Genomic DNA, 13,895 nt, shown 5'->3' with positions numbered 1-13,895 from the left:
AGGTCCTACTTCACTTCTTCCAATGCCTGATTCAACGGCACGTAAAACTCTTTGAATAATGCATCCACGGCGTCCTTGGCCTGAGGCGTGACAAACCCAGCCTCCAGCACCAACACCTGATAGACCCCGCGCTTGATCGCCTCAGCACTCAAGTGGGCAGAGTTTTCGTTGGTGGTGCACAAGAAACGCACCCAGGAGGTGAGGATGATCCAGGCATTGAGGGTCAGGGCTTCGGTTTGCACCGGGTCCATATTGAGGATGCCGGCGTCGACAAACCCTTGGTAAATAGCGCCCCCCTGGGTCAGGCAGCGCTGGGAGAAGCGCCGATAGCCGGTCGCCAGCTCCGGGTCGCTTTCCAGCAGGTGCTCGAGGTCGCGGTGCAGGAAACGGTAGCGCCACATGCCGGCCAACACGGCCTGCAGGTAGAAACGTTTGTCTTCGACGGTGACGGCGCGACCTTGGGGCGGGCGCAGGAAACTGTCCACCAGAGCTTCGTATTCGCGAAACAGCACGGCGATGATCGCCTGCTTGTTGGGGAAGTGGTAGTACAGGTTGCCCGGCGAAATTTCCATATGGGCGGCAATGTGGTTGGTGCTCACACTGCGCTCGCCCTGCTGGTTAAAAAGCTCCAGGCTGGTTTGCACAATGCGCTCGCTGGTCTTTACTCGTGGTGCCATAGGGGATCAGCTTCTGTACACGTGATAGGGCATCTTACGGCCTATTCTTACAGGGATAAATCCGCATCTGGGCGTAATGACATTTGACAATTTAGAGTAATGACTCTAAAAACCCAGGCAGACCTATAACAATCGGGAACGCCGCCATGTCTGCCAACGTTGCCTATCTGCAAGATACCCAGGTGCTGGACCAGCTCCAGGCGCTGTTCGACACCCAACGCCGTGCCTACGCCGCCAACCCGATGCCGCCAGCCGCACAGCGCCAGCAATGGCTCAAGGCCCTGCGTGACCTGCTCAGCGACGAGCGCCAGGCGCTGATCAATGCGATCAGCCAGGATTTCAGCCACCGCAGTGCTGACGAAACCCTGTTCGCCGAACTGATGCCCAGCCTGCATGGCATTCACTATGCCAGCAAACACCTCAAGGGCTGGATGAAACCTTCCCGCCGCGCCGTAGGCATTGCCTTCCAGCCCGCGTCAGCCAAAGTCATCTATCAACCCTTGGGCGTGGTCGGTGTGATCGTGCCCTGGAACTACCCGCTGTACCTGGCCATCGGTCCGTTGGTCGGTGCATTGGCGGCGGGTAACCGGGTGATGCTCAAGCTGAGCGAATCCACGCCTGCCACCGGCGAGCTGCTCAAGGCGCTGCTGGCGAAGATCTTCCCCGAGGACCTGGTGTGCGTGGTGCTGGGTGAGGCCGAAGTCGGCATGGCGTTCTCCAAGCTGCCCTTCGATCACTTGTTGTTTACCGGGGCCACCAGCATTGGCAAGCATGTGATGCGTGCGGCGGCCGAACACCTCACGCCGGTCACGCTGGAACTGGGCGGCAAGTCGCCCGCCATTGTGTCTGCCGATGTACCGCTCAAGGACGCCGCCGAGCGCATCGCCTTCGGTAAAGCGCTGAACGCCGGCCAAACTTGCGTGGCCCCGGACTACGTGCTGGTGCCGGAAGATCGCGTCGAGGGATTTGTCGAGGCCTACACTCAGGCCGTTCGTGGGTTTTATCCGACCCTGGCCGACAACCCGGACTACACCGCCATCATTAACGAGCGACAGCTCGCGCGGCTCAACGCCTACGTCAAGGACGCCACCGACAAAGGCGCCACCTTGATTCCACTGTACGACCAAGGCCAGGCGCGGCGCATGGCCCACAGCCTATTGTTGAACGTCAGCGATGACATGACCGTGATGCAGGACGAAATCTTCGGCCCGGTGCTGCCGATCGTGCCGTATCGCGGCATCGACCAGGCCTTTGCCTACATCAACCAGCGCCCTCGCCCGCTGGCCCTGTATTACTTCGGCTACAACAAGGGCGAGCAAAACCGCGTGCTCCACGAAACCCATTCCGGCGGTGTGTGCCTGAACGACACCCTGCTGCACGTGGCCCAGGACGACATGCCGTTTGGCGGTATCGGCCCGTCGGGCATGGGCCACTACCACGGCCATGAAGGCTTCCTCACGTTCAGCAAAGCCAAGGGTGTGCTGGTGAAACAGCGCCTGAACGCAGCGAAGTTGATCTACCCGCCCTACGGCAAATCGATCCAGACGTTGATCCAAAAGCTGTTCATCCGCTGACACCGCCACTCACGGGATAACAACAACAATGAACCCTAGCCTGACTGATTCACCCGCGTTGACGCGGCGCGGCGTCCTGAAAATCGGCCTGTGTGCCAGCGCCTTCCTGGCTACCGCCGGGCTGGGCGCCAGTCTCACGGGTTGTTCCAGCAGCACGCCGGCCAGCGGTTTCGTGATGTTGCGTAGCAGTGATCTGCCGTTCCTGCGCGCGGTGATCCCTGTGTTGCTGGAAGGCGTGGCCAGCGCCCAGGCGGTTGCGAGCGGCATTGAGGGCACCCTCAAAAAACTCGACTTCAGCCTGCAGCATCTGTCGCCAGAGATGTTCAAGCTCACCCAGCAACTGTTCGACGTGTTGGGCATGGCCATCACCCGTGGGCCCTTGACCGGGATCTGGGGCAGTTGGGAAAACGCCAGCAGCGAGCAGATCCGCAACTTCCTGCACCGTTGGGAAAACAGCTATCTGAACCTGCTGCGCATGGGCCAGGGCTCGCTGCTCAAGCTGGTGATCATGGCCTGGTACTTCCAGCCGACGTCATGGGCGCACTGCGGTTATCCGGGCCCGCCGAAGATTTAGCCTTGATAACCCAATCAAATGTGGGAGCTGGCTTGCCAGCGCCCACATTGACCGCAACTCCGTACAAAAATAAGAGTGCATTCCTATGCCCGTACCTGATCTGTTCCGCGACGGCATGGCCCGTGGCTGGAAAACCCACAATGGCGCCGCCCTCGACAACGACCTGACCTTGGAAGCCGACGTCGTGATCATCGGCAGCGGCGCCGGTGGCGGCACCACCGCCGAAATCCTCAGTGCCGCCGGCTACAAGGTGCTGCTGATCGAAGAAGGCCCGCTCAAGACCAGCAGCGACTTCAAGCTGCTGGAAGACGAGGCCTACACCAGCCTCTATCAGGAAGGCATCGGCCGCATGAGCAAGGATGGCGCGATCACGATCCTGCAAGGTCGCGCGGTAGGCGGCACGACGCTGATCAACTGGACGTCGAGCTTCCGTACGCCGGACGCCACCCTCAGCCACTGGGCCAGCGAATACGCGGTGAAGGGCCATAGCAGCGCCGAAATGGCGCCATGGTTCGAAAAAATGGAGCAACGCCTGGGCATCGCGCCCTGGGCTCTGCCGCCCAACCCCAACAACGACGTAATCCGCAAAGGATGCGAACAGCTCGGTTACAGCTGGCATGTCATCCCACGTAACGTGCGCGGCTGCTTCAACCTGGGGTATTGCGGTATGGGTTGCCCGGTCAATGCCAAGCAATCGATGCTGGTGACCACGATTCCATCCACCCTGGAAAAGGGTGGCGAACTGCTCTACCTGGCACGCGCCGAACGGCTCGTCTACAGCGGTGACACGATTAGCAGCCTGGAATGTGTGGCCATGGATAGCCTGTGCGTGGCGCCGACTGGCCGCAAGATCACCGTGAAGGCCAAGCACTACGTGCTCTCCGGCGGCGGCATCAACAGCCCGGCGCTGCTGATGCGCTCGGACGCGCCTGACCCGCATACGCGGCTGGGCAAACGCACCTTCCTGCACCTGGTGAATTTCTCCGCCGGGTTGTTCGACGAGGTGATCAATCCGTTCTACGGCGCGCCGCAATCGATCTATTCCGATCACTTCCAGTGGCAGGACGGCACCACTGGCAAAATGTCATACAAGCTGGAGGCACCGCCTTTGCACCCGGCGTTGGCCAGCACCCTGCTCGGCGGCTATGGCGCCCAGAACGCCCTGGACATGAGTCAGTTGCCCAACACCCACGCGATGCTGGCGCTCCTGCGCGACGGCTTCCACCCCGACAGCCCGGGCGGCAGTGTGGAGTTGCGCGGCGATGGCACGCCGGTGCTCGACTACCAGGTGTCGGCCTACGCCTGGGATGGCTTGCGCCGTGCGTTCCACAGCATGGCCGAGATCCAGTTCGCGGCCGGCGCCAAGTCGGTCAAGCCGCTGCATCACGATGCGCGCTACGTCAAAACCCTCGGCGAAGCTCGCACGATGATTGACGACCTGAACCTGGAGTTGCACCGCACCTGCCTGGGCAGCGCTCATGTGATGGGCGGTTGCGCCATGGGTGAAGACCCGAAAAACGCAGTGGCCGACAGCCTCGGGCGCCATCACCAACTGCGCAACCTGTCGATCCATGACGGCTCTTTATTCCCCACCAGTATTGGGGCCAACCCACAATTATCGGTGTACGGTTTGACCGCCCAACTGGCGACAGCATTGGCCGAACGTCTGAAAACAGCGTGAAAAAACACGGTATTCGTCATGTCTATAGTGCTTTCTTCTGCATAAGTTGACTTTCCCGACCGGGATGGCTGCGATACCATCCGGTTCCCCAACGGACTCCGCCAGGACGACGCGATGAACCGAGTGTTGTACCCAGGAACCTTCGACCCGATTACCAAAGGCCATGGCGATCTGGTCGAACGTGCCTCACGCTTGTTCGACCATGTGATCATCGCGGTCGCAGCCAGCCCCAAGAAAAACCCGCTGTTTCCCCTGGAACAGCGCGTGGAGCTGGCGCGCGAGGTCACCAAGCACCTGCCCAACGTGGAAGTGGTGGGCTTTTCGACGCTGCTGGCGCATTTTGCCAAAGAGCAGAACGCCAATGTGTTCCTGCGCGGCCTGCGTGCGGTGTCGGACTTCGAATACGAGTTCCAGTTGGCCAACATGAACCGCCAACTGGCGCCGGATGTGGAAAGCCTTTTCCTCACGCCGTCGGAGCGTTATTCGTTCATTTCCTCGACGTTAGTCCGTGAAATTGCCGCTTTGGGCGGAGATATCACCAAGTTCGTGCACCCGGCCGTGGCCGATGCGCTGACCCTGCGCTTCAAGAAGTAAGACCGCTGAATCGGCGCCTGCTCGCACTGCGGGCGCCAATGCGGCACAATTGCGCGCATTAGTTTTTCAGATGCCTTGGCTGACTGCCGCGGCAGGAGTTTCCATGTCCTTGATCATCACCGACGATTGCATCAACTGCGACGTCTGCGAACCCGAGTGCCCGAACGCCGCGATTTCCCAAGGCGAAGAGATCTACGTGATCGACCCTAACCTGTGCACCCAGTGTGTCGGCCACTATGACGAACCTCAGTGCCAGCAGGTGTGCCCGGTGGATTGCATTCCGCTGGATGAAGCCCATCCGGAGACGGAAGAGCAGTTAATGGAGAAGTACCGGAAGATTACCGGTAAGGCTTGAGCTTTTTCAGTGCCTGTTGGTGCCTCATCGCAGGCAAGCCAGCTCCCACACTTGACCGCATTCAACCTGAAGAAACTCGGTCAATGTGGGAGCGGGCTTGCTCGCGAAGGCTGCATCAGCCATCACTCATCAATCAGCGCTGGCACTTAGGGCAAAACACACTCGCCCGCTGCCCCAGCACCACATTGCGCAATTCGCTCCCGCAGACCTTGCACGCCTCACCGCCCCGGCCATAGACGAACAGTTCCTGCTGGAAATACCCCGGCTGCCCGTCGCCGCCGATAAAGTCACGCAACGTGGTACCGCCGCGCTCGATGGCAGCAGCCAGCACACGTTTGATCTCTATGGCCAGCTTCAAGTAACGCCCGCGCGAAATGCCGCCAGCGGCCCGACGCGGATCAATCCCTGCCGCAAACAGCGCTTCCGTCGCATAGATATTGCCCACGCCCACCACCACCGCGTTATCCATGATGAAGGGCTTCACCGCCATCGACTTGCCACGGGACAGTTGGAACAGGCGCTCGCCGTCAAACAGGTCAGTCAGCGGCTCGGGCCCCAGGCGGATCAGCAGTTCGTGGTTGTGCGGGTCCTGGCTCCAGAGCATCGCGCCGAAACGCCGAGGGTCGGTGTAGCGCAGAGCCAGGCCCGACTCCAATTCGATATCCACATGCTCATGCTTGGCCGCCGGCATGCCGACCTCCACCAGGCGCAAGTTGCCGGACATGCCCAAGTGGCTGATCAAGGTGCCCACTTCGGCATTGATCAGCAGGTACTTGGCCCGCCGCTCCACCAGCACGATGCGCTGCCCGGACAGGCGCACATCGAGGTCTTCCGGGATCGGCCAGCGCAAGCGCCGTTCACGCACCACCACGCGGCTGACCCGCTGGCCTTCCAGGTGCGGCGCGATTCCACGCCGGGTGGTTTCGACTTCGGGTAACTCGGGCATGTGTACCTCGTGAAAAAAGGGTCAGTGGGCACCCAGTTCGCGGATCGACAACTTCATGCTTTCGAAGTCGTAGTCCGATAGGCCCACGTAGTCCAGCACCAAATGGCCGATGGCATTCCACTCATGGTCCACCGCCTGGTTGCCCAGCACCCGATAGGACGAGCAGATGTGCTCGGCCATCTTCAGGATCGCCAGCAGGTTTTTCAGTTGCGAATTGCGCGATGACTCATCGCTGAACACCGCCAAGGCGTTGTGGTGATTGGCGATGGCGTCGGTCACATGCTCCGGCAGACGCCAGGACTTGGCGGTGTAGTAGCCGACCACGGCATGGTTGGTGTTGAACGCGTTGTTTTCGGTGTCGACCACGCGGCTGTCGGGGCCGGCATTGGCATAAGCCTGCTCCAGTACCGACATGTAATTGGGGAAACGCTTAAGCATCAGCGGCACGCCGCAATCGTGGAACAGGCCCAGGGCATAGGCTTCGTCCACCGCCTGGGCGCCGGTACGCTTGGCCAGGGTGAGGCAGGTCATCGCCACATCCTGAGCGGTGTCCCAGAAGCGGTTGAGGGTAACGATGGTGTCGTCGCTCATTTCGCCCTTGATCGACAGCGCGTTGATCAGGTTGATGATCGAACGGCTGCCCAGCAGGTTCACCGCACGCTGGATCGAGGCGATCTTGTTGCTCAGGCCGAAATACGACGAGTTGACGATCTTCAGCAGTGCACCGGACAGGCCCGGGTCTTGAGAGATCAACCGCGCGATCACTTCCAGGTCCGGGTCGGGCATGTACTGCTCCATCTGCAAATCCACCATGATTTGCGGTTGGGGCGGCACGCTGATGCCTTGCAGGGCCTGTTGGATCTGTTCGGCGGAAAGCTCTTGGGACATAAGTACACACTCTGGGCTAGGCGGGGATTCTAACCTCTATAGGAACCTGACTGACACCTCAAAAACCGATGGGAACCGGACCAAATGTGGGCGCTGGCTTGCCTGCGATGCAGGCGCCTCGATATAGCGGTCATACCGAGGTGATGCCATCGCAGGCAAGCCAGCTCCCACATGTCCGGCGGCGTCACAGAGTCCTATACAACAAGGTATACTCCCGCTCTTTTTTCCGGAGCGACGTCATGTCCCTGCCAAGCCTGCGTCTCAAAGCTAACGCCGATCGTCGTTTGCGCAACGGCCACCTGTGGGTCTACAGCAACGAAATCGACGTGGCCGCCACCCCACTCCACGGCTTCCAGGCGGGCGACCAGGCCATCCTCGAAGCGGCCGGCGGCAAGACCCTGGGCATCGTGGCCATGAGCCCGAACAACCTGATCTGCGCCCGCCTGCTGTCGCGCGACATCAAGTTGCCGCTGGACAAGTCGCTGCTGGTGCACCGTCTGAATGTCGCCCTGTCCTTGCGTGACCGCCTGTTCGACAAGCCGTTCTACCGCCTGGTCTACGGCGACTCCGACCTGCTGCCGGGCCTGGTGGTCGACCGTTTCGGCGACATCCTGGTGGTGCAGATCGCCTCGGCGACCATGGAAGCCCATAAAGAAGACGTGATTGCTGCACTGACCCAAGTGCTTAAGCCGAGCGGCATCCTGTTCAAGAACGACTCCGCCGCGCGCGACGCCGAAGGCCTCAACCGCTACGTCGAAACCGTGTTCGGCCTGGTACCGGAGTGGGTCGCGCTGGAAGAAAACGGCGTGAAATTCGAAGCCCCGGTGATCCAGGGCCAGAAGACCGGCTGGTTCTACGACCACCGCATGAACCGCGCGCGCCTGGCCCCGTATGCCAAAGGCAAACGCGTGCTGGACCTGTACAGCTACATCGGCGGCTGGGGCGTGCAAGCCGCGGCCTTCGGCGCCAGCGAAGTGTTCTGCGTCGACGCCTCCGCCTTCGCCCTCGACGGCGTGGAGCGCAATGCCGCACTGAACGGCTTTGCCGAGAAAATGACCTGCATCGAAGGCGACGTCTTTGAAGCGTTGAAAGAACTGAAAGCCAGCGAAGAACGCTTCGACGTGATCGTCGCTGACCCACCGGCCTTCATCAAACGCAAGAAAGACATGAAAAATGGCGAAGGCGCCTACCGCCGCCTGAACGAGCAAGCCATGCGCCTGCTCAGCAAGGACGGCATCCTGGTCAGCGCGTCGTGCTCCATGCACCTGCCGGAAGACGACCTGCAAAACATCCTGCTGACCAGCGCCCGTCACCTGGACCGCAATATCCAGATGCTCGAACGCGGCGGCCAGGGCCCTGATCACCCGGTGCACCCGGCGATTGCAGAGACGCGTTACATCAAGAGCATTACTTGCCGGTTGTTGCCAAATAGCTAACTAACACCGCCCCCTGTAGGAGCCAGCTTGCCGGCGATGGCATTATGCCTGGCGCTGCATCAGCGCCTGACCCACCGCTATCGCCGGCGAGCCGGCTCCTACAGTGGGTTGTGGATCTCCCACACGTCCTGTAGCCGCTATCTTCACGGTTCCGGCCATTCCCTCCAGCCGCCAGCGGTGTAGAATCGGCCTTATTCATCGCCAGTCATCCCCCGGCGGGTTTATGAGCTCGAGGCCCAAGCACGCGGCGATCCCGCGACGCGAGTGGCAACTTCCGGACACACGGCCATTTTTCGAGTGTTCCAGTCGTCAATTAGAAGCTCACTCCCCTTTGCACCTGATTAATAAGTGATTAGCCGCCCGGAGTGCTCCATGCCAGATTACCGCTCGAAAACATCCACCCACGGCCGCAACATGGCCGGCGCCCGCGCACTGTGGCGTGCCACGGGGATGAAAGATGACGACTTCAAGAAGCCGATCATCGCGATTGCCAACTCGTTCACCCAGTTCGTACCGGGCCACGTCCACCTCAAGGACCTGGGACAACTGGTCGCCCGCGAGATCGAACGCGCTGGCGGCGTAGCAAAAGAATTCAACACCATCGCCGTGGACGACGGCATCGCCATGGGCCATGACGGCATGCTGTATTCCCTGCCGAGCCGCGAGATCATCGCCGACTCCGTGGAGTACATGGTCAACGCCCACTGCGCCGACGCCATCGTGTGCATCTCCAACTGCGACAAGATCACCCCTGGCATGCTGATGGCCGCCCTGCGCCTGAACATCCCGGTGATCTTCGTCTCCGGCGGCCCGATGGAAGCCGGCAAGACCAAGCTCGCGTCCCACGGTCTCGACCTGGTCGACGCCATGGTCATCGCCGCCGATTCCAGCGCTTCTGACGAGAAAGTCGCGGAATACGAGCGCAGCGCTTGCCCTACCTGTGGTTCGTGCTCCGGCATGTTCACCGCCAACTCGATGAACTGCCTGGTGGAAGCCCTGGGCCTGGCCTTGCCGGGCAACGGTTCGACCCTTGCCACCCACAGCGACCGCGAGCAGCTGTTCCTGCAGGCCGGCCGTACCATTGTCGAGCTGTGCAAGCGTTACTACGGCGAGAACGATGAGTCGGTGTTGCCGCGCAACATCGCCAACTTCAAGGCGTTCGAAAACGCCATGACCCTGGACATCGCCATGGGCGGTTCCACCAACACCATCCTGCACTTGCTGGCCGCCGCCCAGGAAGCCGAGATCGATTTCGACCTGCGCGACATCGACCGCCTGTCCCGCCACGTGCCGCAACTGTGCAAAGTCGCGCCGAACATCCAGAAGTACCACATGGAAGACGTGCATCGCGCCGGCGGGATCTTCTCGATCCTCGGCTCGCTGGCCCGCGGCGGCCTGCTGCACACCGACCTGCCGACCGTGCACAGCAAGTCCATCGCCGAAGGCATCGCCAAGTGGGACATCACCCAGACCGACGACGAAGCCGTGCACACCTTCTTCAAGGCTGGCCCAGCCGGTATCCCGACGCAAACGGCGTTCAGCCAGTCCACCCGCTGGGACACCCTGGACGACGACCGTGAAAACGGCTGCATCCGCAGTGTCGAGCACGCCTATTCGAAAGAAGGCGGCCTGGCCGTGCTGTACGGCAACATCGCCCTCGACGGCTGCGTGGTGAAAACCGCCGGTGTGGATGAATCCATCCACGTGTTCGAAGGCAACGCGAAGATCTTCGAAAGCCAGGACAGCGCCGTACGCGGCATCCTCGCTGACGAAGTGAAGGCCGGCGACATCGTGATCATCCGCTACGAAGGCCCGAAAGGCGGCCCGGGTATGCAGGAGATGCTGTACCCGACCTCCTACCTGAAATCCAAAGGCCTGGGCAAAGCCTGCGCGCTGCTGACCGACGGTCGTTTCTCCGGCGGCACCTCAGGCCTGTCCATCGGCCACGCTTCGCCGGAAGCCGCTGCGGGTGGCGCCATTGGTCTGGTGCAGGATGGCGACAAGGTACTGATCGACATTCCAAACCGTTCGATCAACCTGTTGATCAGCGATGAAGAACTGGCCGCACGCCGGGTCGAGCAGGACAAGAAAGGCTGGAAACCGGTGGAGAAGCGTCCGCGCAAAGTCACCACGGCGTTGAAGGCTTACGCCCTGCTGGCCACCAGTGCCGACAAAGGCGCAGTGCGTAACAAAGCGATGCTCGACGGTCTGTAAGCTTCGCCCAAAAAAATGCCCCGCCATGTGCGGGGCATTTTTTTGCCTGGAGATAATCTTCCCAAACAAAGGAGATCAACAGTGGGAGCTGGCTTGCCTGCGATGCTGACACCTCGCTATGCCTGATACACCGCGTCGATGCAATCGCAGGCAAGCCAGCTCCCACACTGATCGTGTTACTGGATTTCGTCAGGCTTGACGATCACCCAATTCTTGTCCGCCGTTACCGGCAACCCTTCCTTGGCCTGCGCCGCCGCATGCTTGGCGATCATGCCATTCAGTTGGGTCATGTATTTGTCCTTGCGGTTGATCCACAGGTGGATGCCACCCTTGGCCACGTCCACATCGTGGAACAGCATGTAGCCATCGCTGGTCGGCGTGTCGCCACCTACCAAGACCGGTTTTTTCCACTCGTCGATGTAGGTGAGGATCGCCGCGTGCTTGCCGGCCATCCAGGTCGCCGGGGTCCACAGGTAAGGGGTGAGTTCCAGGCCGAGGTTGGCCTTCTCATCATACTTGCCGGCCGTGATCTGTTTGCGCGCGGTGGTCAGCTCGCCGGTCTTGCGGTCCTTGAGCAGGGTGGTCACGCCGATGACGTTCTCGGGTTTGACGTTGTAGCCGTACTTCGGATCGGCAGCGACCATGCGCACCAGCTCTTCCGAAGCGGCGGTCATTACATACACCTCGATGCCGTTTTCCATCAGCTTGTTGTACAACTCTGCCTGGCCGGTAAAGACTTTCGGCGGTTGCACCTCAGACTTCTTCACCACGTCGCCTTCGAAATAGCTGACGGGCACGGGTTTGCCGGAGGCCATCAGCTCATCGACCTGCACCTTGAGTTCCTTGAGGGTGAAGCCCGAGAACACCTGAGCGACCCACGGGTAGCAGACCATGTCGTCCACTTCGCAGAGGCGATAGTAGTAACTGAACAGACTTTCCTTATGGTCGGCGGTGTCTTTGAACGGCATAAGCTTGAGCGACGGATCAAGGCTGTCACGGGTGATCAAGCCCTTGTTTTCCATGTAGGGCAGCAGGGATTCTTCAAGGTCGTAGCGGTAGCTGGTGTTGTCCATGTCAAACACCGCGTAATTACCCTTGTTGGCGTTGGCGGTGATCATTTTGCTCAGTTGCTCGGCGGCCGGGGCCGGCCAGTGTTTCAACTCGGTGGCGGCCATGGTTTGTCCGGCAAGGCCCAGACACAGCGCTGCGGCAAACAATCTCGAAGCAAGCTTCATATGCGTTTTCTCCCTGAGTTAAAAACATCGACGCTAACAAATCCCTGTGACAGTTACCGCCCGAGCGCGACCGCTTGCGTCGTGATAGCGCCAACGGCATGTGCCTGAGCGTCAAATGCTTATTCCAAAAACGACGGTCACCATTCCATATCGGTATTAAATCATTATATTTCAAGCTGTTAGGATTTTCGGTTCGCAATCGCAGGCTCACGCGATTGGCTGCCTTCTGAACGGAGCTTCAATGAATCTGCCCCTGATTCTCAACTTATTGGTGTTCGTAGCCCTGCTGCTGGGCCTGGCACAAACCCGTCGCACAACCTGGAGCCTCGCCAAGAAGGTGTTATGTGCCCTCGTACTTGGCGTGGTGTTCGGCACTGTCTTGCACACGATCTACGGCGACGGTAACCCGGTGCTCAGGGCCTCCATCGGCTGGTTCGACCTGGTCGGTAACGGCTATGTGCAACTGCTGCAAATGATCGTGATCCCGCTGGTATTTGCCTCGATCCTGAGTGCAGTGGCGCGTCTTCACAACGCATCGTCCCTGGGCAAGATCAGCTTCCTGACCATCGGTACCTTGCTGTTCACCACGGCCATTGCGGCGCTGATCGGTATCGGTCTGACCAACCTATTCGGCCTCACCGCGGAAGGCCTGGTAGCCGGCACCCAGGAAATGGCGCGCCTGCAAGTGATCCAGAGTGATTACGCAGGCAAGGTCGCCGACCTGAATATCCCGCAACTGCTGCTGTCGTTCGTGCCGGCCAACCCGTTCGCCGACCTGGCCCGGGCCAAGCCAACCTCGATCATCAGCGTGGTGATCTTCGCCGCCTTCCTGGGGGTTGCCGCACTGCAACTGCTCAAGGATGACGTGGAAAAAGGCCAGAAAGTCCTCAACGCCATCGACACCCTGCAAGCCTGGGTGATGCGCCTGGTGCGCTTGGTGATGAAGCTCACGCCTTACGGCGTATTGGCACTGATGACCAAAGTGGTGGCCGGTTCCAACTTGCAGGACATCATCAAGCTCGGCAGTTTTGTGGTGGTGTCGTACCTGGCCCTGGGCCTGATGTTTGTGGTGCACGGCCTGCTGCTGTCCTTGGCCGGGATCAACCCGCTGCGCTTCTTCCGCAAGGTGTGGCCGGTGCTGACCTTCGCCTTCACCAGCCGCTCCAGCGCGGCGGCGATCCCGCTGAGCATCGAAGCGCAGACCCGTCGCCTGGGTATCCCGCAATCCATCGCCGGTTTCGCCGCGTCGTTTGGCGCGACCATTGGCCAGAACGGCTGCGCCGGCCTCTACCCTGCGATGTTGGCGGTGATGGTCGCGCCGACCGTAGGCATCAACCCGCTGGACCCGTTGTGGATCGCGACCCTGGTGGCGATTGTGACCTTGAGTTCCGCAGGCGTTGCCGGCGTGGGCGGCGGTGCGACCTTCGCCGCGTTGATCGTGCTGCCGGCCATGGGGTTGCCGGTGTCACTGGTGGCGCTGCTGATTTCCGTAGAGCCGCTGATCGACATGGGCCGTACGGCGCTGAACGTGAATGGTTCGATGACGGCGGGTGCGATCACCAGCCAGGTCATGGGCCAGACGGATAAGGCGTTGCTGGGTGCGGATGAGCACGCCGAGTTGGCGCAGGCCTGATAGGCCGTATTCGCTAGCAAGCCCGCTCCCACCTTTTGACCGCATTCTCATGTTGGAACTCGGTCAAATGGGGGAGCGGGCTTGCTCG

The 13,895-nt window shown here is 60.7% G+C and carries 12 protein-coding genes; 8 read left to right on the top strand and 4 right to left on the bottom strand.

Going from position 1 to position 13,895, the window contains the following annotated elements; genetic code table 11:
• Positions 1-5: 5 nt before the first annotated feature.
• The gene (locus tag AB4O08_RS14240) at positions 6-677 is read right to left on the bottom strand and encodes a TetR/AcrR family transcriptional regulator (RefSeq protein WP_010207263.1); all 672 of its coding nucleotides are present in this window, start codon (positions 675-677) and stop codon (positions 6-8) included.
• Positions 678-823: 146 nt separating this feature from the next.
• Here AB4O08_RS14240 and AB4O08_RS14235 point away from each other — a divergent pair, with 146 nt between their 5' ends.
• From AB4O08_RS14235 to AB4O08_RS14215, 5 genes are all read left to right on the top strand, one after another.
• Positions 824-2,251 carry a coniferyl aldehyde dehydrogenase gene (locus AB4O08_RS14235; protein ID WP_010207264.1) on the top strand — a complete coding sequence of 476 codons (1,428 nt, stop codon included), beginning with the start codon at positions 824-826 and terminating at the stop codon, positions 2,249-2,251.
• Between the two features lie 28 nt (positions 2,252-2,279).
• The gene (locus tag AB4O08_RS14230; protein WP_010207265.1) at positions 2,280-2,825 is read left to right on the top strand and encodes a hypothetical protein; all 546 of its coding nucleotides are present in this window, start codon (positions 2,280-2,282) and stop codon (positions 2,823-2,825) included.
• An 85-nt stretch (positions 2,826-2,910) separates the two neighbouring features.
• Positions 2,911-4,506, top strand: a complete 1,596-nt coding sequence (locus tag AB4O08_RS14225) for a GMC family oxidoreductase (protein WP_021492662.1) — start codon at positions 2,911-2,913, stop codon at positions 4,504-4,506.
• Between the two features lie 114 nt (positions 4,507-4,620).
• Positions 4,621-5,100 (top strand): pantetheine-phosphate adenylyltransferase, encoded by a 480-nt coding sequence (gene coaD / locus AB4O08_RS14220; protein WP_003176711.1) that lies wholly within the window; start codon positions 4,621-4,623, stop codon positions 5,098-5,100.
• A 103-nt stretch (positions 5,101-5,203) separates the two neighbouring features.
• Positions 5,204-5,455: a YfhL family 4Fe-4S dicluster ferredoxin gene (locus AB4O08_RS14215; protein WP_003195146.1), complete on the top strand. Its 252-nt coding sequence runs from the start codon at positions 5,204-5,206 to the stop codon at positions 5,453-5,455.
• A 133-nt stretch (positions 5,456-5,588) separates the two neighbouring features.
• On the opposite strand, the gene mutM is transcribed toward AB4O08_RS14215, so the two are convergent.
• Entirely contained in the window at positions 5,589-6,401 is an 813-nt protein-coding gene (mutM, locus tag AB4O08_RS14210; RefSeq protein ID WP_010207270.1) for a bifunctional DNA-formamidopyrimidine glycosylase/DNA-(apurinic or apyrimidinic site) lyase, read from the bottom strand.
• Between the two features lie 21 nt (positions 6,402-6,422).
• Complete coding sequence (locus AB4O08_RS14205) at positions 6,423-7,235, bottom strand: HDOD domain-containing protein (RefSeq protein ID WP_175439655.1); 813 nt, start codon at positions 7,233-7,235, stop codon at positions 6,423-6,425.
• A 293-nt stretch (positions 7,236-7,528) separates the two neighbouring features.
• Here AB4O08_RS14205 and AB4O08_RS14200 point away from each other — a divergent pair, with 293 nt between their 5' ends.
• Together AB4O08_RS14200 and ilvD are read left to right on the top strand one after the other, a co-directional pair.
• Positions 7,529-8,725: a class I SAM-dependent rRNA methyltransferase gene (locus tag AB4O08_RS14200; protein WP_003195152.1), complete on the top strand. Its 1,197-nt coding sequence runs from the start codon at positions 7,529-7,531 to the stop codon at positions 8,723-8,725.
• A 372-nt stretch (positions 8,726-9,097) separates the two neighbouring features.
• Positions 9,098-10,939, top strand: coding sequence for a dihydroxy-acid dehydratase (gene ilvD / locus AB4O08_RS14195; RefSeq protein ID WP_021492661.1), 1,842 nt, complete (start codon positions 9,098-9,100; stop codon positions 10,937-10,939).
• A gap of 176 nt (positions 10,940-11,115) precedes the next feature.
• On the opposite strand, the gene AB4O08_RS14190 is transcribed toward ilvD, so the two are convergent.
• A complete protein-coding gene (locus AB4O08_RS14190) occupies positions 11,116-12,174 on the bottom strand; it encodes an HAD family hydrolase (RefSeq protein WP_137205791.1) in 1,059 nt (352 codons plus the stop codon).
• Positions 12,175-12,415: 241 nt separating this feature from the next.
• Between AB4O08_RS14190 and AB4O08_RS14185 the strand changes: the two genes are divergently transcribed.
• Positions 12,416-13,807 carry an L-cystine transporter gene (locus AB4O08_RS14185; RefSeq protein WP_021492659.1) on the top strand — a complete coding sequence of 464 codons (1,392 nt, stop codon included), beginning with the start codon at positions 12,416-12,418 and terminating at the stop codon, positions 13,805-13,807.
• Positions 13,808-13,895 lie beyond the last annotated feature (88 nt).

The organism is Pseudomonas sp. H3_E07 (genome assembly GCF_054668895.1).
Note: the sequence above shows the minus strand (reverse complement) of the source record. Positions and strands in the feature narration are given on the sequence as shown.